This window comes from Embleya sp. NBC_00896 (assembly GCF_045207785.1).
Classification (GTDB): Bacteria; Actinomycetota; Actinomycetes; order Streptomycetales; family Streptomycetaceae; genus Embleya.
Genome location: NZ_CP108777.1, coordinates 1,271,715 through 1,298,662 on the forward strand (window position 1 = coordinate 1,271,715; position 26,948 = coordinate 1,298,662).

Genomic DNA, 26,948 nt, shown 5'->3' on the forward strand with positions numbered 1-26,948 from the left:
GCGACCTGCCCGACGCCTGCGCATCGGATCCCCGGTGCCGCCGGCCACGACCGACCGGTTGGGAAGATCCACGGGGCTCTGACGGCCCCCTCGGAATACTCCTTTGCGTCGATGGCGGGGCGACCTGAGATCATCAGCCTGTGCCCGACAGTGCCGAATCCACGTCCCGATCCCTGGTACGTGTCGCCGGCCGGTTCGATACACCTATGGCGGACTCGGGGGCGCCGGCACTGGATGTCCCCGGGAGGGGGCGCATGGCGAAGCCGGATGCGGTCGTGGCTCGAAGGGGATGCCGTGCCTACCCGGGCGCGCAGGCACCCGGCCACACGGGCAAGCGGGCGTGAGCCCGTGCCGCACCGGAACCACAACGCGACGACGCACCACAGCCGGATCGACGGACAGGAGGGCGCCGCATGACCGCCGACGACCAAGTGACAACGACATGGCAGCAGTTCGGGTGGGGGCCGTGGACCGACGACTCCGTGGTCCCGCAGGGGCCGCTGGACGAGCAGACCCGCTCGGTGCGTGGGTATCCGCGTTCACTCACAGCCATCGTCGGCGAGGGTGTGGTGCAACGGCCGGTCTTCGAACCGGCTTTGAAGCAATACGGCAGCGCGATGCGGGCCGGTGAGCCGCAGTTCGTGACCCCCGATGTCGCCCAGCGCTGGCACTCGGCCCGTCGGCACGCGGTCGACCACGTACTCGCGGCCGTCGCCACGTCCCGGTGGGCCGGACACCTCGTCCTGCGCGGCAGCGTGCTGCTTCAGGCCTGGTACGGCTCGGCCGCGCGCGAACCGGGCGACCTCGACTTCGTCGTCACCCCGGCGACGTGGGAGATGGACGAGCCGCGTACGGAGCGACTGTTCGAGGCCATCGCGCGCGGCGCCGACGCCCTGTCACGCGCGGCCGGAGACGTGCGGATCGACGCGGCGGGCGCGATCAGCGACGAGATCTGGACATACGACCGGGTGCCCGGCCGCCGCATGATCCTGCCGTGGCAGGCGGACGGACTGCCGTCGGGCACCGTCCAGCTCGACTTCGTGTTCAACGAAACGCTGCCCTCCCCACCCGAGTTCACCGACGTACCCCGCTGGGACGGACCGACGGCGCACCGGATCCTGGGCGCGACTCCCGAGCAGTCGCTGGCGTGGAAGCTCCTGTGGCTGCTCTCCGACTCCTACCCCCAGGGCAAGGACCTCTACGACGCCGTCCTACTGGCCGAGGCGACCCCGCTCCGCGCCCAGGTGTTGCACGAGACGCTCGTGGCGGCCGAACCCCACTGGGCCGGGCACCGGATCACCCCCGGCGCCATCACCGCGGTGGACGTCGACTGGGAGGAGTTCGCCAAGGAATACCCGGACATCGCCACCGGCACGCCAGAGGCCCTGGTGACCCGCCTGGTCGCGGCCCTGGAACCGGTCTTCGCCGAGGAGGTCGGCCCTCCCGTCGACGGCTACGTATGGCGGGTCCGCCACCTCGCCTCACACGTGCGGGCCGGTCGACGCCTGGCCGCGAGCGGGGGCATGGGGGCGGTACTGGAGTGGCTGCAAACCGGCACCGTCGGCCTGGCCGAGGGGATCGTGATCATCCGCGAGATCGTCGGCCCGGACCGCTGCACCCTGGAGGAGGCGGCCGCGGCGTACGTGAACCACCGCCCCTTCAAGCCCCACGATCGCGGCTTCTACAGCCGCGGGCCCGAAGCGATCGAGCGGGCACTCGCCGCGATCCGCAAGCAAGTCTGATCCGCTCCCCGCCCCCGAGCCGGCAACCCCGCCGGCCGCCGCCGCACCGACCGGGCCACGACAACAGGAAGCAAACGCATGAGCGACACCATCGACCCGGCCATCGTCAAAGCGGCGTTCACCCTGGCCGATTCCGCCGTCCTACCCGCCCTGGTCGCCCGTCTCGGTGGCGAACTCGCCCCGGTCCTACGGCAGATGCCGCGCCTTCCCGCGGCACTGACCGAGGCGATCCGGGTCTCCGGCGACGCCACCCTGCGCGCCGCGCTCGCTGCCGCCCGCACCACCGACGACGACGACGACGACGAGGGTACACACAAGACGGGCCCGACTCCGCCGCCGGCCGCGCCCTCGTTCGTCGAGTTCCTCTCGCCCGACGAACCCACCGCGACGAACGATCCTGTCGATCAGGCCGGACGCGACGACCTGACGGCCCGTGAGGTGGATGCCCTGCTCGACCTCGACGACCCTCGCGTGGACGCCCGCCTGTTCACCGGTCGGCGGCTCGGGGTCGAGGAGCGCGCCCGCCTCCTCTCCGGCATCCGCCGCGACGGCACCCGAGGCCGCGTGCCCGACGCGCTGACCGCGGTCCTGTGGGACAGCGAACTCCGCCGGTGCGCCCAGTGGCTCGCCGGAGGCATGGCCTCGGGCGACCCCGAGGTGGCCCGCGTCATCGTCAACCGCCTCAGGCTGCATACCGAGGCCGGACGGCTGCGCGTCATCGTCGCGGTGTGGGAACGGTACGGTCCCGACGAGGCCCACCAAGTGTTGTCCGAGAGCGACTACGCCGCCGCCACCCGCGAGTTGATCACGAACGCCCTCGCGGCCCCCGACGGCCTGGCCGTGCTTCGCGAACGGCTCGCCACCGAGGAGGCACCCGAGCACATCGTGGACTACCTGCGGGACATCCACGGCGAGCAGTCCAAGCGCGTCACCTGGATCCTCGACGACGGCGGCTCCCTGCCCTGGCCGCACCTGATCCGCTCCCACAACGCCTCCGCGCTCGCCCGCGGCCTACTCCGCACGCTCACCGAACAACCCGACTGCCCACGCGAGTTGCTCATCTCCATGCTGTCGGGCGATCTGTCCGCCAAGGCCTGCGGCGACGGTCCGTGGCTGCACGAGGCTCTGGTGCGCGGCAGCCTGTCCGGCGCCGACGTACTGCACAACGCCCGCCCGGCCGCACTGGCCCTGTCGATACTCGCGGCCACCAACGACCGCACCTCCCCCGACCAGTGGGCATCGGGCCCACCCCGCACCGAGGCGAAGGCCCTCGTCGACGACCGCCTGGGCACGAACAGCGAGGCGTGGATCGTGGCGCTGCGCCTGTTCCCGGAGTTCACCGGGACCATCCCGGAACTCCTGGCCACGGCAAGCGCGATGACCGACTCTCCCACACCCGAGTGACCCGAGAACGTTCGTCGGCCTCGCCGACCAACTTCACCCGGGCGTCGAGAAGTCTGCTTTGGGGCGCCGTTCTCCGGGCCGCCGACCGGCCCAGGGCCGTCAGGAGGCTCGGGGCCGGCGACTCGGCGGGCGGCGTTCAGGTGGCGGAGTTCGCTGGGTGGGAGGCGGCTGTGTAGGTGAGTAGGGCGCGTAGGGCCATCGCGTCGGATTGGATGTGGGATTCGTCCTGGGGGCCGTGGTCCAGGTGCGCGAATGGGAGTGGGCGGTCCGGTGTCGGGGCGTCGGGGTGGCGGGGGATCAGGTGCGCGTGCAGGTGTGGGATGTCGTTGCCGAGCAGGGACACGTTGAGCCTGGGTACCGGGCGGTAGTGGGCCTCGATCGCGCGGCCGGCCGCCGAGACCTCGGCCATGAAGCCCGACAGTTCGCGCGCCGAGAGCGCGGTGAGCTGGGCGACGTGGCCGCCGGTCCAGACCACGACGATGTAACCGCGGACGTTGCCCGACCGCCACAGATAGGCGTTGCCGTACACGCCGCGCTTGACCAGTAGGCCCCAGCCGATGTCGGGGGCCGCGAAGTCCTTGTGGCACATCGGGCATTCGTCGCCGGTGTGGTGGTCGGCGAACCGCTGGGGCCACGTCGCGGCCGCGGTCGGTACGGGCGGTCCGTGCGGGCGAGGTGACTTGGGCAATCCGGGCGATCTGGGCTGTGGCACGTGGGATCCAGGGATGACGGCCTCCAGGGGGGACAAGGGCACGCTTCCAGCTGCAAATGTATGTCGGAACCAACAACCGCCGGCGGAGGGACATAACGCCCGAACAGCCCTCGACGTCGGCCCGGATCGGTGTCCTCGCTTCGGTATCCGTGCGCCGAGAGAGCCCTGGTCCCGGCCGTAGAGACCACCCGCACGAGTGACCCGGTGGCCGTCTCCGCGACCCGCTCGGCGTCCGCCCGTGAGACTCTGAACAGTGCGGCTTCGGATTGCGGCGGCCCGAAGTCACGAACGGCCCGGACAGGGATCGTTCTTCCTTTCCCGCGACGGGGACGACAGGGACGACGGGGAGGGTCATGGGGCGACTCAGGGAGTCGGCGCGGACGGCACGGCTCGCCGTGAGCCCGAAGGTGTGGCCGATCCTCGCGTTGGATCTGGTGATCAGGATCCAGACCCGGATCTCGGGCCTGCGGTCGACCATTACCGCCGAACAGGCCCACGCCATCATCGACGATCTGATCGCCGAAGCCGCCTCCCGGCTACCCGCCGACATCACCGTCATACGGCGCGCCACCCGTAGCGACCCGTGCTACGAATCGTTGAGCCGCCGGGCGACGGGCCACGTGGTCATCGAGCACGAGGTCGAGCTCGTCGGCGTGACGGCGCCGACGTTGCCGATGCCGTTCGAGGTGCTGTCGGCGCACTGGAGCAGCCGCGGCTTCGACGTCGTGCGGGACTTCCGCGATCGCAGCGACCCTTCGCTCGTCATGGAGCAGCGGGGCTCCGGCTTCCGGGTCACGCTCAAGGGTTATGACCGAGGGGACGTGTACCTCTCGGTCCGCTCGCCGCGCATCCGGCCGAACGGAAACCGCCGCAACTCCGGATGACGCACAGGCCGATATAGGACCACCCAACGGCACGAGCGGCAGTGGCAAGGTATCTGCCACTGCCGCCCCCTACGGGATTACGCCCGGAACGGGTCCGAGTCCGAGCCCAAGGCCGGGTCCGGCGCCGTCGTACGGAAGCGCGCCGTGGTGGTGTCGCCCGCCCAGCGGTGCAGGCCGGCCTTCTCCAGTACGCGGACCGAGGCCGGGTTGGTGAGTTCCACGTCGGCGTACACCGTGTGTACCTCGGGCGAGGTCAGGGCGTACTCGACGAGGGCCCGAGTGGCCTCGGAGGCGTAGCCACGGCCGCGGCGCGAAGGCACGATGCCGTAGCCGACTTCCAGGGCGCCGTCGGTCGGCGGCCAGAGCAGGCTGATGCTGCCGACCACCAGGCCGGTGGCCCGCTCGACGATCAGGCGGTGGCCGTACTCGCTCGGGGCGCCCGTCTCCTCGGCGATGAAGCCGGCGATGACCCGGTCACCCTCGGCAGGGAAGTCCTCGGCCCAGTGCGGCGACCGCGCGTCGTCGACGACGGCGGCGATCTCCGCGCCGGACCACGGCCGCAGCACAAGGCGCTCGGTGGTCAGGTCGATACCGGTCCCTGTCCCCTTTCCGGATGCGGACGCGGAAGAGGGGGAAGCCGAAAAGGATGAGAAAGGTGAGAAGGATGAAGACACGCGAAACTCCTGGTCGGTTGAACGACCGGGTCGCGTTCTAGGCTCGCGCGACCCGGATTGGGGCATGCCGATGAAGCTTCGGGCGAGCCATATTCATCAACCTCCCTTGTCGCAGCGGCAGCCACGCGTCTCACGTGTACGCGGAGCATATCAAGGAGCGGTCGCGACCTTGCGTGGGGAGCGGAGCGGGTGGGGGTCGCGTGCCCGCTTCGGGAGGTAACTACCGTGTCCACGAGGGTGGTTGGCCCGGCACCGACCACACACGCACCGGTCGCCGATCCCCGCCGGACGCACCGTCGTTTCGGAACGACGACACACTGGTAGAACTTGCGAAGCCGCTTGGCAGCGCTAGCGGGCCCTCCCCCGCACCGACGAACCACCGACCACGGAACGGACTCGGCAGTGAGCACCGAACGCATCGACCCGCCACTGATCGCGGATGAGCGCGAGATGATGCGCGCCTACCTCGACTTCCACCGCGCGACGCTCGCCATGAAGTGCGACGGCCTCTCCGACGAGGACCTGCGCCGGCAGTCGATGCCGCCCTCGACGCTGTCGCTGCTCGGCCTGGTCCGGCACATGGCCGAGGTGGAACGGGCGTGGTTCCGCCGGGTGATCAATGCCGAGGACATCCCGCTCGTATGGTCGGACAAGGGCGACTTCCAGGTGGCCTACGACGCGAGCGCGTCCACCCGTTCGGAAGCCTTCACCGCCTGGCGAACGGAGGTCGAGCACGCCCGCCGGATCGAGGCCGCGGCCGAATCCCTCGATGTGACGGGTGTACACGCCAAGTCGGGCGATCTCGTGTCCCTGCGCCTGGTGATGCTGCACCTGATCCACGAGTACGCCCGGCACAACGGCCACGCCGACTTCCTCCGCGAAGGCATCGACGGCACCGTCGGCCCCTGACGGACGGGACGCGGGAACTCCGAGCCTCGCCAACCCGGCGCCGAGCCGCGGCCGAACCACCCCGCGTCGCGCCTCACCCGTCGCCCGTCACCTGTCGCCCGTTACCTCACCCGCTCATCGCCGGTTCTGCCGAGGTGTCCGTGTGCATCTTGGCGCGCACCGCGTCGAGATACTCCGCGATGGCGTCCCGGTTGCGGGCCAGGCACTCGACGCGCTGGGTCATGCGGTCGCGTTCGTGTTCCAGGGTGGCGAGCATCTCCGGTGTCGCGTCCGGGAAGTGGATGATCCGCGGCTGGTTGAGGCACGGGAGGATCTGCTTGATGATCCGGGTCGGCAGCCCCGCGTCGAGCAGCCCCCTGATCTGCATCACGCGATCCACGTTGTACTCGTCGTAGTCGCGGTACCCGTTCGGGGAGCGGGCGGGCACGATCAACCCCTGCTCCTCGTAGTAGCGCAGCAGCCGCCGAGGGGTATCGGTACGGTCCGACAACTCTCCGATGCGCATGTGATCGGCCTCACATCTCGTCGCGTTGACCCTCACATCAATGTGATGGTTCGAGCATACTCGGCATGCGAACCCAGACCGTACAACCAGTCGAGTCCCAGGCCACCGCGACCAACGACCAAAAGCTCCCCCTGGCAGCGTTGTTGGCGCTGGCCACGGCCGTGTTCATCACCAGCCTGACCGAGACCCTGCCCGCGGGACTGCTCCCCTCGATGAGCGCCGGCCTCGGGGTCGGCGAATCCGCGATGGGACAGTCGGTCACGATCTACGCCGTCGGAACCGCCCTCACCGCCATCCCACTCTCCGCCGCCACCGCAGGATGGCGACGCAAGCGCCTGCTCCTGACCGCCATGGCCGCGTTCGCCGCCGCCAACACCGTCACCGCGATCTCGTCGAACTACCCGCTCACCATGACCGCCCGCTTCGTCGCAGGCGTCGCCGCCGGTCTCGCCTGGGCCCTCCTGGCCGGATACGCCCGCCGTATGGCACCCGTCCACCTGCAGGGCAAGGCCATCGCGATCGTCATGGCCGGCATCCCCGTCGCCCTGGCGCTGGGCGTACCCGCGGGAACCTTCCTCGGCGAAGCACTCGGCTGGCGCGTGACGTTCGGCATCATGACCCTGCTCGCCCTCACCGTCATCGCCTGGATCACGGCGACCGTCCCGGACCACCCGGGGCAGCGGGCGGACAGCCGAACCCCGATCCTGCGCAGCCTCACCATCCCCGGCGTGACCCCGGTTCTCTTCGTCACCCTGGTCTTCGTACTGGCGCACACCATCCTCTACACCTACATCGCCGCGTTCCTCGACGAGATCGGCATGGGCGGCTCGACCGATGTCGTGTTGTTGGTCTTCGGCGCCGCCTCCATGCTGAGCATCTGGATCGTCGGCGCGCACATCAACCATCGGCTGCGGACCCTCACCATCGCCGGCACCCTTCTGGTCGCCGCCGCGGCCACCATCCTGGCGGTGTCGACGGACAGTCAGGCCCTCGTCTACGTCGCGGTGACGCTGTGGGGGCTCGGATGGGGCGGTGCGCCCACCCTCCTGCAAACCGCCGTCGGCGACGCGGGCGGCGAGTCGGCGGACGCCGCGCAGGCCATGCTCGTCACCCTGTGGAACGTGGCCATGGCCGGCGGCGCGGTCACCGGCGGACTCGTCCTCGACCACCTCGGCGCCACGTCCTTCCCGTGGACCATCCTCGTGCTCCTGGTCCCGGTGCTGCTCGTCGTGATCGCCGCTCGGGTACACGGCTTCCCCGCCAAGCGCGAAAGCACGAACTCATGAACGCCCACAGCCACTTCCCCACCCATGCCGAAGTCACGGTCACGGCCGCGGCCACGGCCACGGCCACCGCCGACGGTCCGGCCGCTTTCGTGGATCGCGAAGCGCGACCCGCCCTACTCCTCCGGAAAGCCGCGAAAGACGCCGTCCTCGTCGGCGCCGTCGGCGAATTCGTGGAAGTCCATGTTGGAGATCGAGAGGTTGGCCTCGATGCTCCAGAGCTCGGCCGCGATCACGCGCATCTCGCGCCCGCGCTCGGCCATCAGGTCGATGACGAGCAGTGGGAACTCGGCCGAGGCAACGGCGATCCGGTCGAACACGACGAGGATCGGGTGAGCCCAGGATCCCGGGACGAGCGCGAGGATCTGCTCCGTCGACAGATCTCGGTAGTCCGGGTCGTCGACGAACTCGACGTCCGGCACGAAGCCATAGGCGTCCATGCTCGGGGAATCGATCGCCGTGCGGACGGCCTCCCATCGTTCCGAGGCCGAGAAATCGGTACGGAGCACCGGAGTTGCCATGGTCTGCGGCAGCATCTTCACAGACGGACGTGCCTTCGACCCTGCGACACGGAGATGGGCACGGCCTGCCTCACGACACGTAGCCCGAACCCGCACCCGCACCCGGGCCGGGGCCCCAGCCGCCGCCGTGCGGCGGTGCGCTCGTGGCCGCGACGAGGGCGTGCAGGAAGGCCGCGCGGTCGCGGGTGGCGATGGTCAGTGCTTGGTTGTCGCGGGTTCGGATGACGACGGTGTCCATGCCCATCGGCACGCCCCAGGCGCCGCCCACGAGGCGCGGTGCGCCGAAATCGGCGGCCCGCAGCCCGGGGAACGGCGCGTCGACGGTGCCGGCGGAGGTGGCCAACTGCTGGGCGAACGTCGGCGGGGCTCCCTGCGCGGCGGCCTGTACGGACGCCGGGTCCAGAGCGGCGACCGGAATGCGTTCGCGGCCGACCCGCAAGGTCTCCGGAGTGAGTTCGATGCGGTGGTAGACGAACTTCGACACCGGAACGGCCAGACAGGGCAGCAGGAGCAGCAGGAACAGCGCCGACACCCCGAGCCACACGCCCGTGTCCTCGGCCGGTGTGTCGATCCGCATCCAGACGACGCCGACGAGGTAGATGCCTATACAGGTCAGGGACCAGGTCTTCGGTGATCTTTCGCGGTACATGGCCTCGATCCTCGCATGACCGCCCCGGCCCGGGCCGAGCGGCGTTCGGGCCGCGGGTGGGTCAGCTCGGCGACGACGACGAATCCGCACCCGGCCCCGGCCCCGGCTCCGGCTCCGGCTCCGGCTCCGGCTCCGGCCAGCTGACGCCGTAGTGCTTGAGTTCGTCGTCCTCTTCGAGCAGCCGCATACCGGCCGCCGTCATGACCCGCTGGGACGCGATGTTGTCGTGGTGCGTATCGCCGATCACGCGGGCGATGCCGAGCTCGCGGGCCAGGCGCAGCAGTTCGCGGAGGGACTCGGTGGCGTAGCCCTTGCCCTGGGCCGACGCGACCAGGCCGTACCCGATCGTGACGGTCCCGGTCTCGTCCGGCGCCCCGTGGAAACCGACGCCGCCTATCGCGTACCCGTCCTCGCGGCGGCGGATCTCGTAGGCGCCGAACGGATGCGGGTGGCCGGTGCTCGCGCATGCACGCACGAATCGCCGGCTCCCGGCTACGTCCCCCGCGGTGGGGTATCCGGGCGCCCAGCGCTCGCCTTCGGCCGGTTCGCCGGCCACCACGCGCTCCGCCTCGGAGACGCTCATCGGATGCAGAACCAGTCGTGCCGTCACAAGATCGTCCATGAGCGGTTGGGTATCACGCCGCACACGCGACGTGCACTCGATTAACCCGCCGCCCGCTCGCCGCGCCGAGGTCCCGTCTCGGCCCCGACTGCCGGGTCCCGCGGGGCGCTTCGGTGACCCTGACACGGTCTCGGGGTATCCCCGGGTAGGCGACCCTTACGCCGTTGCCACGAGCGCCGTGCGGGTGAGCGCCGGGCGACCGGCGACGGCCGTGCGAGCGGCGGGAATCGTGACCGCCGTCACCGGGCTCGCCGCCGGCCGAACGACCAGGCGCAGGAACACGAAGCGGGCTATGCCCGCGAGGCCGGAGGCCGTCAGGTAGACCGCCTGCTCCTTGAGCACCCCGGGCGCGCTCTGCACCGCGTAGAGCGCGAGCATCGCGCCGGTGGTGAACAGGTAGCAGACCAGCGCCGACAGGGCGGCCTGTACGTGCAGCTTGCCCCGGGCCCGGCCAGCACCGAAGGTGAAGCGGCTGTGCAGTTCGGTCGCGAGGACCGTGAAGACCACCGTCACCGCGGCGTTGGCCACCGCGATGGGCAGGTGACCGGAGAGTGCCGTGAGCGAGGCGCTCGACGCGAGGCCGGTGCCGCCGCCGAAGATGACGAAGCGCGTGAAGGCGGCTGCTGTGCCCGGCTCGGTTACGGCGCTCATGTTTCCTTCTTCGGCTAGGTCCTCGTTCTCGACTCCTTAAATCTAGGGACACGCCAGTGGCAGCGAATCCGTCGTGTGTAGGTAGTGGTGTTACTGCTTTGGGAGGAGTGTGCCCTAGGGGTAGTACTCCCGGCGACGCACCCGATCTCAGGGATGTACGTCCTCACGACTACGCCGAACGGGTGGGCGGATACCGCGAGCGCTCCCGGCCGATCCCGGAACCGGCGGGCGGCGGCGCCGGGCGGACGGGATCACGCCTGCGGGTACTGGTCCCCGCTGCCGTACGGTCGCGTGAGGATCTCGAGGTAATGGCCGCTCGGATCCAGGAAGTACGCGCCGCGGCCGCCGTCTTGCCGGTTGATCTCGTCCGGCACGCGCAGTCCCGGGTCGGCGTAGTGCCTGACCCCGGCATCCGACAGTCGCGCGAAGATCGCGTCGAACTCCTCTTCGGAGACCAGGAACGCGTAGTGCTGCGCCGAGATCGTCTCGGGCTCGACGGTCGCGAAGTCCAACGTCACGCCGTTGGCGGTCGAGACGGGAAGGAAGACACCGCTGGGCTCACCGACTTCGAGCCCCAGGATGCCCGCCATGAACTCGGCGGAGATCCGCCGGTCACGCGACAGGACAATGGTGTGATTCAACTTAACCGACATGGTGGAATGCCTCCAAGGCATCACCCGGGCACCTCGTGCGCCGCACCCGATCGGTGCCGACGTTCGATGCCGACGATGAGCATGGACAGCCGATCCCCCGGTTGTCAACCGCCCTCGCGACCCCCGCCGACGCGGTTCATGGCGGCCGTCGAGACGCCGTTCGCATACCGGCCGGACTCGACCTCCGCCGCAAGTTCCGAGGAAGTCGGCCATCCCGCGCAACCACGACGCGGCCGACGGGGCGAATTTCTCCGGTGCCACGCCGACCGCGTCCAGCAGTGCGGCGGCGTGCAGGAAACCGGTCAGCGCCGCGTAGCCGGTGCCCAGCAGGGCCAGGTCCTGGATCTCGGCGAGGCCGGCGTCGGGGCCCAAGTAGCCAGTGGGCTCGCGGCGATCGCCCCGGCGGCGGTCTCGGCGCGCAGCGCGCCCTGTGCGACCAGGGGTTCGGCCTTTGCGGCGGGCCGGTTCCACACCGTCGTGCGGTATCCGGCCGCAAGGAACACGGCGGCGATGGAGCTGCCCATGCGGCCGAGGCCGGCCGAACGATCCGGTCCGCCCACGCAGCCGTCTCGCGGGCGGTTTGCTGCGTACCCGAGGTCAGGTTGACCAGCACGCGGCCGCGGAGCGCGTCGGCGGGTTTGCTGGGACGGCTTTCGGGGGTGGGGCCTTCGGCTGGGCATCACCGTGCCGAAGGGGCCGGCGGGATTCTGTCGGTGCGCCGGCGGGTGGCGGGCCGGCGTCGGGAGCGGGGCGTCCTCAAGCGCCGGACGGGCTTGGAAAACCTGGCCTCCAACTCGGTGACCTCGCCGATGAGTTGGGTGTACTCGCCGGGCGGCGGCGTCCGGGCCGACTACGAACCCCGGCGAGGTGCGTGGCGACGCGGTGGCGCTGCGCGGGGACGGCGACCGCAGCCGGGGCCGTGTTCGACCAACTCGGCGACGGGTGGGGCCGGTTGCAGACCGCGTACCCGCGCGCGGCGTTGGCGAGGGTGACCGGCGACTATCCGGCCGCGCGCCGGTTGCACCCGGATGGGCGGCGCTCCGCCGAGGAGTTGGGCTTTTGGACCGAGGCCGCCGACCGGCTGACCGGCCTGGGTCGGATCGCGCTGCTCACGGGCGACTTCGAGCAGGCGCCGGAACGTCGCGGGAATCGCTCAGAGCGCGCGGTGCATGATGTGCAGGCCGACGTAGCCCCGCTTCGGGTGGGCGAAGCCCTCGGGAAGGGTGCCGATGACATCGAAGCCCAGGGCCCGGTACAGCCGCACCGCGTGCACGTTGGTCTCGACGACCGCGTTGAACTGCATCGCGCGGTAGCCCGCCGTACGGGCCCACTCGATCGTGTACTCGCACAGCGCGCGCCCGACGCCCCGGCCGGCATGCGCCGGGTCGACCATGTAGCTGGCGCTCGCGATGTGCGAGGCGTTGCCCATGTGGTTGCGGTTCATCTTCGCCGTGCCCAGGACCGTGCCGGCGTCGTCGACGGCGACCACCGTGCGGCTCGGGGCGGGCAGGATCCACCAGTCGCGGGCGTCGTCCTCGGCCAGGTCGAGCGGGTAGGTGAAGGTCTCGCCTGCGGCGACGATCTTGTGGAAGAACGGCCAGATGGCGGACCAGTCGTCCGTGGTGGCTTCCCTGAGCAACATCAGAACAGGATGACGGGCCGGCTCCGGGCCGACAACCCTTTTCAGCCGCCGACGCGGGTCCGGGCGAACCCGTCGAGCGCGGCCAGGATCCGGGCGCGCATCGCGTCGCTGCCCAGGTGGCCCGCGTCGGCGATGACCGTCAACTCGGCGTCCGGCCAGGCGCGGGCGAGCTGCCACGCGGTGTCCAAGGGAGAGCTGAGATCGAGTCGGCCGTGGATCAGTACGCCCGGGATGCCCGCGAGCCGGCCGGCGTCGCGCAGCAACACGCCCTCTTCCAGCCACGCGCCGTGTGCGAAGTAGTGCGTGACGATCCGAACCAGGGCGAGGCGGGCCGCCGAGGGCCGGCCGCCGTACGGATTCGGGCCGCCGTGCGGTTCGCCCGCGACCACCGCGTCCTCCCACGCGCACCAGTGGTCCGCGGCCCGTTCCCGAACCGCCGGGTCCGGGTCCGCCATCCGGCGCGCGTAGGCCGCGACCAGGTCGCCGCCGGCGGGATCGGCCTCGGGGACACCGGCTCGAAATCGCTCCCACTCGGCGGGCAGAAAGCGGCCGACGCCGCGGTACAACCAGTCGATCTCGGAGCGCCGGGTCGTGGTGACGGCGGGGATGACGATCTCCGACACGCGATGCGGATACCGCTGCGCGTAGGCGAGGATCAGGGTGGATCCCCACGAGCCGCCGAACAGCAACCACCGCTCCACGCCCAGGTGTTCACGCAACCGCTCGATGTCCGCGATCAGGTGGTCGGTGGTGTTGTACCGCATGTCGGTCGTGGGATCGCTCGCATGCGGGGTGCTGCGCCCGCAGCCGCGCTGGTCGAACAGGACGGCCCGGTAGCGCGTCGGATCGAAGGACTGCCGCGCCCGCGTCGAACATCCCGAACCCGGCCCGCCGTGCACGACGAGGGCGGCCTTGCCGGCCGGGTTGCCGCAGGTCTCCCAGTACACGTGGTTGCCGTCGCCCACGTCGAGCATCCCGTGGTCGTACGGCTCGATCGGCGGATACGACGCGGACATAGATGGCCCTTCGGGTCGGGGGTCGGGGATCGGGGATCGGGGATCGCAGGTCGGATCGGGGGTCGGGTCGGGGATCGGGTCCGGGATGCGTGGGGCTGCCGCCCGCCCAAAATACAACAGCGCTGTTACATTGTCGCCCATGACCTCCCCCACCCCCGCGACTTCCGGCCCCGGCCCCGGTACCAGTCCCGGCCCCGAACTACTCGGAACCCGCCTGCGGCACCTGCTCGACGTGCTGGACGCCGACGTCGCCGCGGTATACGCCGACCTGGGCCTCCCGGGGTTCCGGCCGCGCTACACCCCGGTGATCCGCGTACTGGCCGCGCGCGGCCCGAGCCCCATCCGCGACCTCGCCGCCGCGATCGGGGTGACCCACTCCGCCGCGAGTCAGACCGTGGCGCACATGGTGAAGGCCGACCTGGTCACCCTCGCCCCGGGCGCGGACGCGCGGCAGCGGATCGTCGCGGCCACCCCGAAGGCCGAACGCCTGCTGCCGATCCTGGACGCCGAATGGGCGGCCACCACCGCCGCGGCACGCGAGTTCGAAGCCGAACTGCCCTACCCGCTCAGCCGGTTGCTCAACGAGGCGTTCGCCGCCCTGGAGCGCCGCCCGATGCGCCAACGGATCACCGACGCGGCGGCGCAGGCGGCGCCATCCCCGCCCGTCACGGCCGCGGGAACGCCGCGGGCAGCGTCCCCCCGATGGCCTCGGTGATCGTGATCGCGGCGGCCGACAACCGGTCCCCCACCCGCCGAATCGCGGCGCGGTCGAGATCCGCCCACACGTACACGCTGATGTTGAGCGCCGCCTCGGAGTCGCGGCCGAACGCGGGCGCGGACATCACCCCGACCGGGTAGCGACGGCCCGCGACCAGGTCCTCGTCGAGGTACTCGATGGCCGCGATCTCGTGCAGCAGCGCGGTGACGGTCGGCCGCGAGCGCTCGGACAGCGAGTCCAACTCACCGAGCAGGTCCCGCAGTCGCGCGGTGGCCGGCGTGCTGCGCTCGATCGTGTAACCCCGGGCCCGGACCGTCTCCAGCACACTCCGGAACTCCGCCGGCGGCGCTGCTCGGCCTGTCGCCGAGCCGCGCCGACTCGGGCGACTGACCTCGGCCGCCGTCAGGGGACGTCCACGACCGCACTCACCGTGAACCCGGTCGGGAGCGCGCCGGCGTCGATGATCGCGGCGAGCTCACGCGCGGCGTCCTGGGTGTATTCGCCGGTGATGACAGCGTTGCCGGGGATCACCGACATCACCGACGGCGCGGTCAGAACGACGCCGTCCGACACGATCGCCACGCGATTGGTGGGCAGTTCGCCCCCGGACGCGCGGGCCGTAAGCTTGGTGAAGGCGTCCTGGCCCTGTGCCGTCCATTTGAGGTTGATCTGCCAACTTGTGGTGGTCCCGTCGGGCTTGGCGACCGTGGCGGTGTCGACGTCGGCACCGGTCATCACGGCGGGGGCCAGGACGAGCTTCTCCTGCCGCTTGACGTCGCAGGCGGTCAGCGGCTCGGTCGGCGTGTCGACGCGTGGTTGGTTCGGGCCGCCGCACTCGGCCGCGGCCGAGCCGTCGGACGGAGGGGCACTGCCGGGCGGCGCGGGCACGGCCGGGACCCCGACGGGCGTCGCGCTCGTGACCGGGCGCAGCGTCAACTGGCCGCGCCGAGCCGCGCCGGCGACGCGCTGCTTGGTGTCGGCGCCGAACTTCGTGCGCGAGGCCCGCACGACGAGGGTTCCGTCGCCGACCGTGACCGTCTTCACCGGCAGCTCGATCGCCGTCGCGCGCTTGCGGACGATATCCGCTGTCGCGGCCAACTGCTGGGCGTTCAGCGGGGATTCCGGGGTGAGCGTGATGTCGGCCAAGTCGCCGTCGAGCTTCGTGTCGGCGGTCTTGTCGTCCTCGATGCCAATCGGGTCGCCGGACGAACAGCCCGCCGCGAGCAGGACGGCGGCGACGGCTGTGGCGGCGAGGGCGTTGGCGGGTCGTATGCGCGAAAGCTGAATCACCCGCCTCACCATGCCGGCTCGGCGATCACGCCGGGTGGGCTTGCCGACGCGAGACGCCGGACGTCGGAGGCCGACCGCCCGAATCATGTGCGAATGGCCGGGTCGAATCGGGCGGGACGGGAAGAGGCCGCACATGACCCTTCGGATCGGATCCACGGTGCTCACCACGACGGACCTGCCGCGCGCGGTCGCGTTCTGCGTGGTCGCCCAGGCGTGACCAGGGATGATCCGGCCCCGAAAGGGGCAGTGGCAACGAGTGTCGCTCGCGGCCGGGTCGGCCGCGAGCGACCGCGTGCCCGTGTCGACGTGCGAGGAGACCGCCGTGTTGGACAACCGCAACCTTCGTGACCTGATCCGCCGGTGGCGGGCCACTCCGCAGAGCACGGCCGCGCTCTTCGGCGAGGCCGCCGACGCGATCCGGGCGACGATCGCGGCCAAGGAGCGCGTACTGTACCCGGCCGTGCGCGCCGCGGATCCGCAGCGCGGCGCGAACATCGACGCCGCGATCGCGCAGTCCCGCCGGATCGAGGGCTTCCTGACCTCGGCCGAGCAGCTCGGACCGAACAGCTCGGGCTTCCAGGACGAGGCCCAGGACGCCGCGTCGGCGATGGACGGCCTCATCGTCCACGAACAACGCGACATCCTCCCCGGCCTGGACCACCTCTCCCAGGACGACCGGGACCACATCGACGACAACTACCGCACGGCCTGGGTGGCCGCCTCCACAAAACTCACCGCCGCCCACACCTCACACACCCCCCGAATCGACCCGGCGGACACGGGCCACTGACACCACACCGAAAGCACGCGGGCGCCGCGTCGAAATCCGCATGTGGCCTACCGACCCGGGCACCTATGCTCGAGCCATGGAACCGGCCGCCGAGAATCCACACGGCCGCCACCGAGCGGGGTTCGGTCGACCGGGTAATGCCGAGCGTTTGTCGTGGGTGCCTGGATACCCTCGGCGGCGTGAATCGTCGTGAGCGTAAGAGGTTGTCGAAGGTGTTGGTGGCCGCGGCGCAGTCGGGGCGGCTTGTGGAGGCGTCGCGGGCGTTGCGGGCCGGGGCGGATCCCGAGCGGCCGAATCAGGACGGGACCACGCCGTTGTACGCGGCGTCGGTGCATGGGGCGGCGGATGTGGTCCGGGTACTGCTGCGGGCAGGCGCGGCGCCCGATACCGAGAGCGGGCACGGCTACGAGGGGACCCCGTTGTGCGCGGCGGCGTGCTGGGGCCACACCGAGACCGTGCGCGAACTGCTGGCGCACGGCGCCGATCCCGACCTCCGCGAGGACCACGGCACCGGCTACGCGCCGATCGAGTGGGCCGTCCGGGGTCCCTACCCGGAAACCGTCGCCGTGCTCGTGGCGGCGGGCGCGCAAAATATCTAATGCCGGCTTGAAGAACTACCCACAAACGCCCAATGGCCGTGAATGTGTTGTTTCACGAGCGGGACGCGTCCGGCAAAATGCCGTCGAATGCCTGCTTGGTATTCGGTGACACGGATGTTTGCTTTCCGCCGGATCCGCTGTGCGCAGATTTCGCTTCCCGGTCCGAGGTTTCGAGGTCGGCGGGTCCGGGCAGAGCGGTCGCCGCGTCGTCCTGCACCGACGAGATGTGAGCCAATTGCCTTGTTGGGCAGGGTATTTCACATCGATCGAGACATGCCGGGCGAGCTGCGACGCAGCCCCGACGGTTCGAGCGCGGATAGCGGCGCAGGATCGGCAGACGCCGGCAGCAATTATCCGCGATGCAATTAAATAGCTGTCGAAGAATGCTTTGCCGGCGTCCTCAATTCCAATCATTGGACTATTGAATCAAGAGTGGATCTCTGTGAATATTGCGGTGCTCGGCCGCCTGAAGGACCAGGAACGATTCGTCGATCCGAAGGAGCACGCATGACCACGAAAGCCATCCGCTTCGCAGCCACGGCAGGCGCGGCGGTAATTCTCGGCCTGACGGGTGTCGCCGCGGGGGCGACGTCCGCCGTCGCCGCACCGTCGACCACCACGACCGCCTCGGCCTCTTCGGCCTCGGGGTACGAGTTCAAGGGCTGGTACTCGAGCCAGCAGCAGTGCAAGGGCGGCGGCGACATCTACCTGCGCCACGGCTACTCGAGTTATTACTGCGTGCTCGATCCCACGCGCGGCTGGGCCCTCTGGGTCCAGTAACACCGCCTCCCGCCGTGTCCGGTCACCGCTCGGCGGAGCGGTGACCGGACACCGCGGACCGAACACGGCGGACGCCACACGGCGGACCGGACACACACCCGCGGCCCACCGGCCCACGCCTCACGCGTGCCCGGCGGCGTCCTCGCCGGCGATCTCGAAGGCCACCTTGACGGAGACCTCGACCATGCGCGCGATCCACGGACTGCGCGCACCCTCCCGCCAGGCGACGGCGATCGTGTACGGACTCGCGTCCGACACCGGCCGAAAGGCGATATCCGCCCGGGAGTTGCGCTCGGCGAGCGACGTCGGCACCAGTGCGACGGCCTGCCCCAGCGCCACCGACTCCAAGAGTTGCGCGTTGTCGTGCACCACCGGCCCCGAAGCAGCCTCGCCGGCCCGGGCCGGTTCCCGGTCGCGCCCGGCCCAATAGTCGCCCTCGGCCGCGTCCGCCGCCGGCCACCGGGGCATCGCCAGCCCGGCGAAGTCGCGACAGGTCAACACACTTCGACCGGCGAGCGCGTGCCCCGCAGGAAGCGCCGCCACGCGCGGTTCCTCGACAAGCGGCTCGATGTCGAGCCCTCGGCGGTCGTACGGTGAGCCCAGCAGGGCCACATCCGCACGGCCGTCGCGCACCATGGCCGACTGTTCGCCATAGCCGCTGACCACGATCTCGACCGCCGGGGCGCCCGGCAACACGCCGTACGCCGCCACGATCCGGCGCAGCAGGTCCGTCGCCACGCACGGCTTGGCCGTGACGGTCAGGGTGGGGATCCCCGACGCCGCCAGGCGGGTGCGCCGAACCGCGCCGTCGAGCGCGTCCAGAACGGTCCGCGACTCCGCGAACAGGACCTCGCCCGCCGGCGTCAACGCGACGTGGTGGCTGGTGCGTTCGAGCAGGCGGGCGCCCAGACGTCGCTCCAGGAGGGTGATCGCGCGGGACAGTGGCGGCTGGGTCATCCCGAGCCGCTCCGCGGCGCGCGAGAAGTTGAGTTCCTCGGCCACGGCTCGGAAGTAGCGCAGGTCGCGAAGGTCGACATCGGCCATACCCGCAGGGTATGACACGAGTCCGAACGGGTGTTTCCGTGCCTCGCGCTCCGGCTGTTCCACTGGTCCCATGAGCGACATCGCGCAGAACGAACAGAGCAGCCAGAGCGACCAGAGCGACCGGATCGACCGGATCCACCGCAACAAGCAGATCGCGCAGGGCTTCTTCGACCTCGCCTTCAACGACAAACTGCCGGTCGAGGCGGTCGCGAAGTACGTCGGCTCGACCTACATCCAGCACAATCCGCAGGCGCCGGACGGATCGGAGGCGTTCATCCGGTTCGTCACCGAGTTCGGCACCGAGTTCCCGGAGCTGAGCATGGACTTCATGCGCGTGCTCGCCGAGGACGATCTCGTGGTCCTGCACAGCCTGATGCGCACGTCGCCCGACGACCGGGGCACCGCGCTCGTGGACATCGTCCGAATCCGGGACGGCCGGATCGTCGAGCACTGGGACGTGATCCAGCCGATCCCCGAGACCTCCGCGAACGACAACACGATGTTCTGATCCCACGGCGAACGCCGCCCGCCCCGGTCCGCCTTCGACGGCCACCCGACCCACACCCACGAGCACACGCAACGCGCACACGGAACGCGCACACCCAACGAGCATCCCCCGCCGCGCGCGGCAGCGCCGGCGCGTGGTCAGCGCCCGGGCGCGGCGGGGGTTCCTTCGTCCGCCTCCATGAAGACCGCGGGCACCTTGTTGTCGTGCACCAGGCGGGCGAGCAGATCCGTGAGTCGGCCGCGATCGGCGTCGCTGAAGCCGGCCGGGCTGGTTCGGGCCGGCCTTCGGCCGAGTTGTCCTCAAACGCCGGACGGGCCGGATTGGCTCGATCTTCGGCCGAGGGGCCCGCAAGCGTCGGGTCTCGGCCGAGGGGCCCGCAAGCGTCGGGTCGGCGATGGGTCAGACTGCCTGCTTCTCGGCTTCCGTTACCACGCGTTCGCACAGTTCGTGGGTGCGCAGGACGTCGTCGAGGTCGGGGAAGGTGCCGGTGTGGACCGTGTCCAGGAAGGAGTGGACGAGTTGTTCGATGCCGCGTTGGCGGGCGATCGGGGTCCAGTCGCCGCGGCGGTGGGTGGTCGGGCGGCCCTGGTGGTGGTCGACTACGTCGGCGAGGTTGTGCACCTCGCGTGTGCTGTCGCGGCCGGAGACCTCCAGGATCTCCTCGTTCGATCCGCTGCGGAGATTGAGCGTGCCGATCGCGCTGAAGTCGGCGCCGGACAGGTGCAGCACGAAGTGCTGGGCGATCCCGTCCTCGACCCGGGCCCGGATGTCGACGTGCTCGATCTCGCCGGGGGCCAGGAAGCGCAGCGTGTCGACCACGTGGATCAGGTCGTCGAACGCGACGGTGCGCAATTCGCGCGCGGTGTCGACGCGGTTGCGGCGGATGGTGATCAGGTCGCGCGGCAGGTCGAGGCACTCGACGTACGCGGGTACGTGCCGGCGGTTGAAGCCGACCATCAGGCCGACGCCGCGCGCCCGGGCGAGTTCCACCACGCGTGTGCTGTCGGCCAGGCTGTACGCGATCGGCTTGTCGACGAAGGTGGGCACGCCCGCCTCGATCAGCCGGCTCGCGATCTCGGGGTGTACCGCGGTCGCCGCGTGCACGAAGGCCGCGTCCAGGCCCTCGGCGAGCAGTCCGTCCAGGTCGGTGTGACAGTGCTCGGCGGGGATCCGGTACACGTCCGCGACCCGGCGCAGCGTGGCGGGTGTGCGCGTGTGCAGCCGAAGTTCGAGGCCCGGCAGGGTCGTGACCACGGGCAGGTAGCCCTTTTCCGCGATGTCGCCCAACCCGATGACGCCGACCTTCATGGGCCCACTCCTCACACCTGGTGCCGCCGGGCCACACGTCCGGTTCACGGCCAGGTCAGCATAGGCACACCCGTTCGGGGCGGTTCGGACCCGCCGGGTCGGCTCCGGCGCGGTTCGTTCCGTTCGCGCGGGTTTGCGGGATCTTGGAGAATGTCGTCGGTTCCGTGCCGATCGCGCAGGTCGGCCGGCGCGTCGTGGCCAGGTTCGACGAGCAGGTGTTCGCGTCGGACGTAGCCGGGTGCGCCGGTGCGGCGGTTGGTCGTCTCCAGTCACCAGCGGGCGCCGTGGCGGCCGGAGTCGACGTCGGCGATGCGGGTGTGGTGCACGGTCGGCACGTCGCCGTGCCGGGCGATCTCGACCACGGCCGAGTGCTCGGTCGGGTTCCGGCGGACGACGACGCTGTCGGCCGCCACGTAGTGGTCGTCACCGGAGACGACGACGGTGACGCCGGTGTTCGGTTCGTCGGCAGCGCCGGCGCCGTGGGCGGGCAGGACGAGCGCGGCGGCCGAGACGATTCCGGCGGCGAGGACGCGGCTGGGTTTGATCACACCCCGTCCAACGATCGCGCCGAGCGGAGGCGACGGGTCCGCGCCGCCGGCCACCTGATCCGGCGATCGGGTTTGAACGCCGGCCCCCACCCGAATGGAATACACCGACCCGATCGCCGCCACCCGCCGGGAGGCGCCCGTCCGAGTGCCTGACGCAACGTCATGAACGGTCGGCGAGACGAGAGTTGCCCTCCCGGTCGGCAAGCGCCCGGGGGCGGGCGCGGCCAAATCCGTGACCGAGCGTGACCCGAACGCGGTTGCGGGCCCCGGCCGGCTCGATTCTCCTGTAACCGGGGCCGCGCCCCGACCCGATCCGCCCCCGACACGCGCAGGACCCGCGCGGGCCGGGTTGCCGCCATGAGCGGGGACGGTACGCGAGGTCGCGCGGCACGCACGCCGCGGCCCTCGACGTGTCGATCCGTTCGGGGCGCCGAGAGCCAAGGGAGAGACTCCGTGAGCGTGCCACGCACTGCGGTGATCATGCCCGGCGTAGGTTCTTACGTGCCGGGATCGCTGCGCCGCCTCCGGGATCGTCCCGCCGTTCGGGACACTCTGGCCGAGGTCGACGACGCCGTCGGCGATCGGGCCACCCTGCCGCCGTCCCGCCTGCTGGTGGACCCGAAGGCGCCGGACGACCGGGAACTGATGGACCGGCACGAGCTCTCCCTGCACCTCGCGATCTACGCGGGCGCGCTGGCGGCGTTCCGACTGCTCGAACAGGACTTCGGGATCCGCCCCGACGTGCTGCTCGGGCACAGCCTGGGCGAGATGGCGGCGTTGGCCGCGGCCGGGGTGTACACGGCCGGCGACGGCGCGCGCCTGTACCTCGCCCGCGCGGCGGCGTGCACGATCCACACCAACGATCCGGGCGGTCTGTTGACATTGCGGCTGGCCCCCGGCCGCACGCTCGAACTTATGTGCGGTGCGCAGCTCCCGGGCCTGGACCTGGCGTGCGACAACGCGACCGACCACTCGGTGGTCTCCGGCCCGGACGAATCCCTCGCCACCTTCGCGGCCCTGGCCGATCGCAAATCGGTACCTTCGATGCCGCTGGGGGTGCGTACCCTGTTTCACAACAGGTTGCGCGAACCGGCGGCCACCGAGTGGCGCCGCCTCGGCACCGAGATCGCCTTCCAGGCGCCGCGCTACCCGGTGCTCTCGCCGCTGCTGGGCCGCGACTACGCCGACGAGCGCGAACTGCGCGACGGCGTGGTGGGCCAGCTGCGGCACCCGGTCCGCTACCGCAACGCGGTGACGACGCTGCGCGAACGCGGCATCGAGGTCTTCGTGGAGACCGGCGCCCGCGACGTGCTCGGCGCGTTCGCGCGTGCCGCCGACCCACGGGTGCGCACCGCCGTACCGGTCGCGGCCGGCGCCGGCCTCGCGCGCGTCGCGGGCGCGCTGCGCGCGTGCGGCCTGCTCGACGTCGACCTGGCCACGCTCACGGACCCCCCGGGCGTGCCCACCGGCTGACGGCACCCGTTCCGCTCCGCCACGAAAGTCGGCGGGCGCGGCGAAGCGCGGGGGATGTCCCGGGTCGATCCGGTCCGGGACGACGGCGAGGAGGCAGCGGCTTGCACCAGGACGTCGGACCATCGGACCCGGAGTTCGACGTGGGCGGACTGCTCGGCGCCGACTCGCGGTTGTCGGTGTCGGCGCGCCTGCGGCTGTTCCACCGGGTCCTGGAGGAGACGTCGGCCCCGATCGTCATCCTGGGCCCGGACCTGCGACACCTGTACGTCAACCCGGCGATGGCCCGGATCGACGGTCGCCCGGGGACCGAGCACATCGGCCGGTCCCCGGCCGAGGCGTTCCCCGGACTGGAGGTGCCCGAGGACGTGCTGCGCGCGGTGCTCGCCGACGGCGTCGCGCGCGAGGCCTCGGTCACCGGCGTGACCACGGTCGACGGCTCCTCGCAGAGCCGGTGGTGGAGCGCCGCCTACCACCGGCTCGACGACGAGAACGGCGTCTTCGGCGTGGTCGGGATCCTCATGGAGACCACCGAGTCCCGGCGCACCCAGCTCGCGCTCGACCAGGCGCATCGCCGACTCGCGCTACTGGACCGCGCCGCGCTGGAGATCGGCACGACCCTCGACACCGACATCACCTGCCGCGAGCTCGTCGAGCTGCTCGTGCCGGTGCTCGCGGACGTGGTCGGCGTCGAGCTCCTGGAACCGGCCGACTCGGACCAGGAGAACGGCCGGTCCCGGCCCGCGCCGGGCACCGTGCGGCTGCGCCGGGCGGCGTGGACCGCGATCCCCGAACTGCGCTACCTGGGCGGCATCCTGGGCCGGGCCGGCGAACACATCGACTACCAGCCGGGCGCGGACGTGGCGCGGGTCGTGCAAACCGGCTGCACGGTGGTCGACAACCAGCCCACCGACGAGGCGCTGCGGGCCACCGCGCCGGACGCGTCCCGGGTGGCCGTGTACCGCGCGGCGACGATGCACTCCGCGCTGTTCGTGCCGCTGATCGCCCGCGGCGAGACGATCGGGACGCTGAGCCTGGTCCGCGCCGGCGACTCGCCGCCGTTCACCGAGGACGACGTCGAGATGGCCCGCGACCTCGCGTACCGCGCGGCCACGTGCGTCGACAACGCGCGCCGGTTCTCGCGCGAGCACGGCGTCGCGCTCGCGTTGCAGCGCGCGCTGCTGTCCCGGCCCAAGGCCCCGCACCCCGACGTCGAGCTGGCCACCCGCTATCTGCCCGCCGGGCGCAGCGCGGAGGTCGGTGGGGACTGGTTCGACGCGATCGCCCTCCCGCACGGCCGCACGCTGCTCGCGGTCGGTGACGTGATGGGGCACGGCATCCAGGCGGCGGTGGACATGAGCCACTATCGGGCGCTGCTGCGGGTGTTGGCGGCCGGCGAACTGTCCCCCGAGGAGATCCTGCGATCCGCCGACCGGATGGGCGAGGAGGCGGGCCTGGACCGGGTCGCGACCTGCCTGCTCGTGCTGGTGGATCCGCTGACGAACACGTCCACGTACGCGAACGCCGGGCATCTGCCGCCGCTGCTGGTGTCGCCGAGCGGCGAGAGCAGCCTGCTCGATCTGCCCACCGGTCCCCCGCTGGGCGCCGGGTGCGGGGGCTACGAGTCGCTGCGGCGGTCGAACGTCCCCGGCACGGTGCTGGTGCTGTACACCGACGGCCTGGTCGAGCGCCGCGACGAGGACATCGACGTGTCGCTGCGCCGATTGGTGGATGTGCGGCTCGCGCCCGACGCGCCGCTGGAGAGCCTGGTCGACACGCTGGTGGCCCGGCTGGTGGTGGCGCCGATGGAGGACGACGTCGCGGTGGTCGTGGCGCGACGGGTGGTCGGCGGGCCGTAAACCCGCACGGGGACCGGCTCCACTCCTGTGACCGGCCCGCTCCACCGTTCGGCCGACACCAGTGGCGACGCCCGAGTGACCTTTTTACGTTCCTTGTACGGAACTTCCAGTGATCCCGGTCTCTCGGGTTCGGTTCCGCGTGTCCACTTGGAGGACGAAATGCGCTGTGCCCGTCTCGCAGTTGTCGGCACCATCGTCGGCGTCACCGTGTTCGGCTCGGCAGGAGCGGCGTTCGCCGCGGCACCGATGGTCGCCGAGTCCGGCCGCCCAGGCGACACCGTGCTGTTGTCGGACGACAAGCACTGCACCGCGAATACGGCGACCGCGTCCTCGGACGCGTTCGCCGCGACCGTCACGCTCACCCGTGAGGGTGACGAGGTCAAGGGTTCGGCCATCATCGGGGAGGGCGTGGCGACCGGCGACTACGCGGTCACGGTCACCTGCGGCGAGGGCCAGGAACTGGTCGGCAGCCTGCACGTGATGGGCGACACGCCGAGCACGGCGTCCACCGCCGGCCTCGGCGGCACGCAGGGCGCCGACGTGGCGCTGCTCGCGGCGGGCAGCGTGCTCCTGGTCGGCGCGGTCGGAACCGGCGTCGTGGCGATCCGCCGTCGGGCCTCGAACAACGCCTGACCGATGACCGAACCAGAACCCGAACCCGCGGAGCCCTCCGGTGCCGCGGATCGGCCGCACCGCGGCCGTGGCCGCCGCCTCTCCTGGGCGGCGGCCATCGCGGTCCCGGCGGTCTGCGGAATGGTCCTGGTGTACGCGGCCTACTCCGGCGTGCGTCCCCCGCCGAGCCCGCCGCGCGGCGCGGCCGTGCCGATCGCGCCGATCGTGCCGCCCGTGCCGCCCGTGCCCGAGACCGGACCCGCCGGCTCGACACCCGCCGCCGCGCCGTCCACCGCCCCGATGCGCGCGTCCACCCCGACCAGGATCCGCGTTCCGTCGTTGGCGATCTCGGCCCCGCTCATCCAGGTCGGCCTGACCGAGGGCGGCGGCATCGAGGTGCCCGCCGAGGGCGAGCGCAACCTCGCCGGTTGGTATCGGGGCGGGGTCACGCCCGGCCAGCGAGGGACCGCCTCGATCGTGGGCCATGTGGACACTGCCGACGGCCCGGCCGTCTTCTACCCGCTCGGCGCGCTGTCGCCCGGCGAGCGGATCGAGATCGACCGCGCGGACGGCAGCGTCGCGAGCTTCGTGGTCGACGGGGTCGAGGCGTTCGACAAGGACGACTTCCCCGTGGCCCGGGTGTTCGCCGACGCGGAGCGCCCCGAACTGCGGTTGATCACCTGCGGCGGCAGCTACTCCAAGAAGAGCCACTACTCCGGCAACGTCGTCGCGTTCGCCCATCTCGCCCCCTGACGTCGACGCGCCGTCGAGCTGCCCGCCTCGCCCCACTGTCGGCCGATCCCGCGCTCCCGGGTCGGGTGCCGAGCCGTCCCGTCGGCCGGCACCCGACCCGTTCGCGTTTTTTTCGTGCCTGCCGGCCTTTACCGGGCGTTGTCACGAGTTGAAGCGGTAACCACGAAATGCCGCATCCAGCTGATTTGTCAGCTTCGACGAGTCGTGTCGACTCCGGACAACACGTCGCCCTCGGATAATCCGCGCCCTTTTCTTGATCAACTTGGATTGTTGGCGATCGGGGTCTTGCGAATAAATTCCGCGCCTGGCAATAATCCAATCACCAATCGAAACGGCCCACACGGCCGGGAGAGGGGACGTCATGATGCGTCTCGCCGATCGCCTGCTCGCACTGGTGACCCAAAAGGCCACGGTCGAAGCCGGCTGCAGCAACTACTACTACTGCCAGAACCACGTGAAGTACCTCCGTCAGTGCTGTCTGGACGAGGGTTGCCAAACCGTGCGAGTCGGCACTTGCTGACCCGGGCCGTGTGAGCCGTCGGCGGGCGGGGCCTCGGCTCCGTCCGTCGCGGTCGTCGGTCAGAATTCCTCCGCGCAATATCACGCAGCGGGAAATAACGCCGTCAAAGCCGGACGGGTGACCCACAAGGCCACCGTCCTGCGGATCGCATCGACAACTGCTTCCGGGCGTAGTACCGCACGCATATTCGCTGCCACCTATTCGGCGAATTCCGTGCGCGAGTGACACCGGATGTGTGTTGAACGATCCTGCTCCATTCGACGGCGGACGGCGACGATTTCG

At 71.0% G+C, this 26,948-nt stretch carries 30 protein-coding genes and 1 pseudogene; 14 read left to right on the top strand and 17 right to left on the bottom strand.

The genetic code is table 11. The annotated features are described in order from the left end of the window. Positions 1 to 413 precede the first annotated feature (413 nt). Both OG928_RS38905 and OG928_RS38910 read left to right on the top strand, forming a co-directional pair. Positions 414 to 1,742, top strand: coding sequence for a nucleotidyl transferase AbiEii/AbiGii toxin family protein (locus OG928_RS38905; RefSeq protein WP_331766716.1), 1,329 nt, complete (start codon positions 414 to 416; stop codon positions 1,740 to 1,742). A gap of 78 nt (positions 1,743 to 1,820) precedes the next feature. After that, a complete protein-coding gene (locus OG928_RS38910) occupies positions 1,821 to 3,146 on the top strand; it encodes a hypothetical protein (protein WP_331766717.1) in 1,326 nt (441 codons plus the stop codon). A 136-nt stretch (positions 3,147 to 3,282) separates the two neighbouring features. Here the strand turns inward: OG928_RS38910 and OG928_RS38915 are convergent, their stop codons facing one another. Then, positions 3,283 to 3,834, bottom strand: a complete 552-nt coding sequence (locus OG928_RS38915; protein WP_331766718.1) for an HIT domain-containing protein — start codon at positions 3,832 to 3,834, stop codon at positions 3,283 to 3,285. A 377-nt stretch (positions 3,835 to 4,211) separates the two neighbouring features. Between OG928_RS38915 and OG928_RS38920 the strand changes: the two genes are divergently transcribed. Continuing rightward, positions 4,212 to 4,742, top strand: coding sequence for a hypothetical protein (locus tag OG928_RS38920; protein ID WP_331766719.1), 531 nt, complete (start codon positions 4,212 to 4,214; stop codon positions 4,740 to 4,742). Positions 4,743 to 4,819: 77 nt separating this feature from the next. Here the strand turns inward: OG928_RS38920 and OG928_RS38925 are convergent, their stop codons facing one another. Continuing rightward, positions 4,820 to 5,308 (bottom strand): GNAT family N-acetyltransferase, encoded by a 489-nt coding sequence (locus OG928_RS38925; protein WP_331766720.1) that lies wholly within the window; start codon positions 5,306 to 5,308, stop codon positions 4,820 to 4,822. 510 nt (positions 5,309 to 5,818) lie between these two features. Here OG928_RS38925 and OG928_RS38930 point away from each other — a divergent pair. Beyond that, a complete protein-coding gene (locus OG928_RS38930) occupies positions 5,819 to 6,325 on the top strand; it encodes a DinB family protein (protein ID WP_331766721.1) in 507 nt (168 codons plus the stop codon). A 106-nt stretch (positions 6,326 to 6,431) separates the two neighbouring features. On the opposite strand, the gene OG928_RS38935 is transcribed toward OG928_RS38930, so the two are convergent. Further along, the gene (locus OG928_RS38935) at positions 6,432 to 6,830 is read right to left on the bottom strand and encodes a MerR family transcriptional regulator (protein ID WP_331766722.1); all 399 of its coding nucleotides are present in this window, start codon (positions 6,828 to 6,830) and stop codon (positions 6,432 to 6,434) included. Positions 6,831 to 6,895: 65 nt separating this feature from the next. Between OG928_RS38935 and OG928_RS38940 the strand changes: the two genes are divergently transcribed. After that, a complete protein-coding gene (locus tag OG928_RS38940) occupies positions 6,896 to 8,116 on the top strand; it encodes an MFS transporter (protein WP_331766723.1) in 1,221 nt (406 codons plus the stop codon). Positions 8,117 to 8,229: 113 nt separating this feature from the next. On the opposite strand, the gene OG928_RS38945 is transcribed toward OG928_RS38940, so the two are convergent. From OG928_RS38945 to pip, 9 genes and pseudogenes are all read right to left on the bottom strand, one after another. After that, the gene (locus OG928_RS38945; RefSeq protein ID WP_406291585.1) at positions 8,230 to 8,634 is read right to left on the bottom strand and encodes a DUF6924 domain-containing protein; all 405 of its coding nucleotides are present in this window, start codon (positions 8,632 to 8,634) and stop codon (positions 8,230 to 8,232) included. Positions 8,635 to 8,704: 70 nt separating this feature from the next. Continuing rightward, entirely contained in the window at positions 8,705 to 9,283 is a 579-nt protein-coding gene (locus OG928_RS38950) for a DUF3093 family protein (RefSeq protein ID WP_331766725.1), read from the bottom strand. Positions 9,284 to 9,344: 61 nt separating this feature from the next. Further along, the gene (locus tag OG928_RS38955; RefSeq protein ID WP_331766726.1) at positions 9,345 to 9,905 is read right to left on the bottom strand and encodes a GNAT family N-acetyltransferase; all 561 of its coding nucleotides are present in this window, start codon (positions 9,903 to 9,905) and stop codon (positions 9,345 to 9,347) included. A gap of 156 nt (positions 9,906 to 10,061) precedes the next feature. Next, positions 10,062 to 10,556 (bottom strand): hypothetical protein, encoded by a 495-nt coding sequence (locus OG928_RS38960; RefSeq protein WP_331766727.1) that lies wholly within the window; start codon positions 10,554 to 10,556, stop codon positions 10,062 to 10,064. A 251-nt stretch (positions 10,557 to 10,807) separates the two neighbouring features. Then, positions 10,808 to 11,209 (bottom strand): VOC family protein, encoded by a 402-nt coding sequence (locus OG928_RS38965; RefSeq protein WP_331768269.1) that lies wholly within the window; start codon positions 11,207 to 11,209, stop codon positions 10,808 to 10,810. A gap of 252 nt (positions 11,210 to 11,461) precedes the next feature. Continuing rightward, positions 11,462 to 11,554: pseudogene (locus OG928_RS38970) on the bottom strand (NAD(P)-dependent oxidoreductase); the annotation flags it as partial. Continuing rightward, positions 11,512 to 11,889, bottom strand: coding sequence for an NAD(P)-binding domain-containing protein (locus OG928_RS38975; RefSeq protein WP_406291586.1), 378 nt, complete (start codon positions 11,887 to 11,889; stop codon positions 11,512 to 11,514). The pseudogene OG928_RS38970 and the gene OG928_RS38975, both read right to left, overlap by 43 nt. Before the next feature lie 473 nt (positions 11,890 to 12,362). Beyond that, positions 12,363 to 12,851, bottom strand: coding sequence for a GNAT family N-acetyltransferase (locus OG928_RS38980; RefSeq protein ID WP_331766729.1), 489 nt, complete (start codon positions 12,849 to 12,851; stop codon positions 12,363 to 12,365). A 41-nt stretch (positions 12,852 to 12,892) separates the two neighbouring features. After that, a complete protein-coding gene (pip, locus tag OG928_RS38985; RefSeq protein WP_331766730.1) occupies positions 12,893 to 13,867 on the bottom strand; it encodes a prolyl aminopeptidase in 975 nt (324 codons plus the stop codon). Between the two features lie 139 nt (positions 13,868 to 14,006). Between pip and OG928_RS38990 the strand changes: the two genes are divergently transcribed. Beyond that, positions 14,007 to 14,582: a MarR family transcriptional regulator gene (locus tag OG928_RS38990; RefSeq protein WP_331766731.1), complete on the top strand. Its 576-nt coding sequence runs from the start codon at positions 14,007 to 14,009 to the stop codon at positions 14,580 to 14,582. Here OG928_RS38990 and OG928_RS38995 read toward each other — a convergent pair. Together OG928_RS38995 and OG928_RS39000 are read right to left on the bottom strand one after the other, a co-directional pair. Further along, entirely contained in the window at positions 14,533 to 14,910 is a 378-nt protein-coding gene (locus OG928_RS38995; protein WP_331766732.1) for a hypothetical protein, read from the bottom strand. The genes OG928_RS38990 and OG928_RS38995 overlap by 50 nt on opposite strands. A 77-nt stretch (positions 14,911 to 14,987) precedes the next feature. After that, the gene (locus OG928_RS39000; RefSeq protein ID WP_331766733.1) at positions 14,988 to 15,875 is read right to left on the bottom strand and encodes a SecDF P1 head subdomain-containing protein; all 888 of its coding nucleotides are present in this window, start codon (positions 15,873 to 15,875) and stop codon (positions 14,988 to 14,990) included. A gap of 322 nt (positions 15,876 to 16,197) precedes the next feature. Between OG928_RS39000 and OG928_RS39005 the strand changes: the two genes are divergently transcribed. The 3 genes from OG928_RS39005 to OG928_RS39015 all read left to right on the top strand — a co-directional run bounded on the left by OG928_RS39005 (position 16,198) and on the right by OG928_RS39015 (position 18,044). Then, on the top strand, positions 16,198 to 16,665 hold the full coding sequence (locus OG928_RS39005) for a hemerythrin domain-containing protein (protein ID WP_331766734.1): 468 nt from the start codon (positions 16,198 to 16,200) through the stop codon (positions 16,663 to 16,665). Positions 16,666 to 16,844: 179 nt separating this feature from the next. Further along, on the top strand, positions 16,845 to 17,264 hold the full coding sequence (locus OG928_RS39010; RefSeq protein WP_331766735.1) for an ankyrin repeat domain-containing protein: 420 nt from the start codon (positions 16,845 to 16,847) through the stop codon (positions 17,262 to 17,264). 507 nt (positions 17,265 to 17,771) lie between these two features. Beyond that, complete coding sequence (locus OG928_RS39015) at positions 17,772 to 18,044, top strand: hypothetical protein (RefSeq protein WP_331766736.1); 273 nt, start codon at positions 17,772 to 17,774, stop codon at positions 18,042 to 18,044. 120 nt (positions 18,045 to 18,164) lie between these two features. Here the strand turns inward: OG928_RS39015 and OG928_RS39020 are convergent, their stop codons facing one another. Beyond that, complete coding sequence (locus OG928_RS39020; RefSeq protein WP_331766737.1) at positions 18,165 to 19,088, bottom strand: LysR family transcriptional regulator; 924 nt, start codon at positions 19,086 to 19,088, stop codon at positions 18,165 to 18,167. A gap of 70 nt (positions 19,089 to 19,158) precedes the next feature. On the opposite strand from OG928_RS39020, the gene OG928_RS39025 reads away from it, so the two are divergent. Then, complete coding sequence (locus OG928_RS39025) at positions 19,159 to 19,596, top strand: ester cyclase (protein ID WP_331766738.1); 438 nt, start codon at positions 19,159 to 19,161, stop codon at positions 19,594 to 19,596. A gap of 399 nt (positions 19,597 to 19,995) precedes the next feature. Here OG928_RS39025 and OG928_RS39030 read toward each other — a convergent pair whose 3' ends face one another. Together OG928_RS39030 and OG928_RS39035 are read right to left on the bottom strand one after the other, a co-directional pair. Continuing rightward, entirely contained in the window at positions 19,996 to 20,904 is a 909-nt protein-coding gene (locus OG928_RS39030) for a Gfo/Idh/MocA family oxidoreductase (RefSeq protein WP_331766739.1), read from the bottom strand. A gap of 269 nt (positions 20,905 to 21,173) precedes the next feature. After that, entirely contained in the window at positions 21,174 to 21,452 is a 279-nt protein-coding gene (locus OG928_RS39035; RefSeq protein ID WP_331766740.1) for a hypothetical protein, read from the bottom strand. A 453-nt stretch (positions 21,453 to 21,905) separates the two neighbouring features. Here OG928_RS39035 and OG928_RS39040 point away from each other — a divergent pair, with 453 nt between their 5' ends. The 4 genes from OG928_RS39040 to OG928_RS39055 all read left to right on the top strand — a co-directional run bounded on the left by OG928_RS39040 (position 21,906) and on the right by OG928_RS39055 (position 26,146). Further along, complete coding sequence (locus tag OG928_RS39040; RefSeq protein ID WP_331766741.1) at positions 21,906 to 22,925, top strand: acyltransferase domain-containing protein; 1,020 nt, start codon at positions 21,906 to 21,908, stop codon at positions 22,923 to 22,925. Positions 22,926 to 23,026: 101 nt separating this feature from the next. Continuing rightward, positions 23,027 to 24,781, top strand: a complete 1,755-nt coding sequence (locus OG928_RS39045) for a SpoIIE family protein phosphatase (RefSeq protein ID WP_331766742.1) — start codon at positions 23,027 to 23,029, stop codon at positions 24,779 to 24,781. Between the two features lie 159 nt (positions 24,782 to 24,940). Further along, positions 24,941 to 25,414 (top strand): hypothetical protein, encoded by a 474-nt coding sequence (locus tag OG928_RS39050; protein WP_331766743.1) that lies wholly within the window; start codon positions 24,941 to 24,943, stop codon positions 25,412 to 25,414. Positions 25,415 to 25,417: 3 nt separating this feature from the next. Further along, complete coding sequence (locus OG928_RS39055) at positions 25,418 to 26,146, top strand: class F sortase (RefSeq protein ID WP_331766744.1); 729 nt, start codon at positions 25,418 to 25,420, stop codon at positions 26,144 to 26,146. The last annotated feature ends 802 nt before the right edge of the window (positions 26,147 to 26,948 follow it).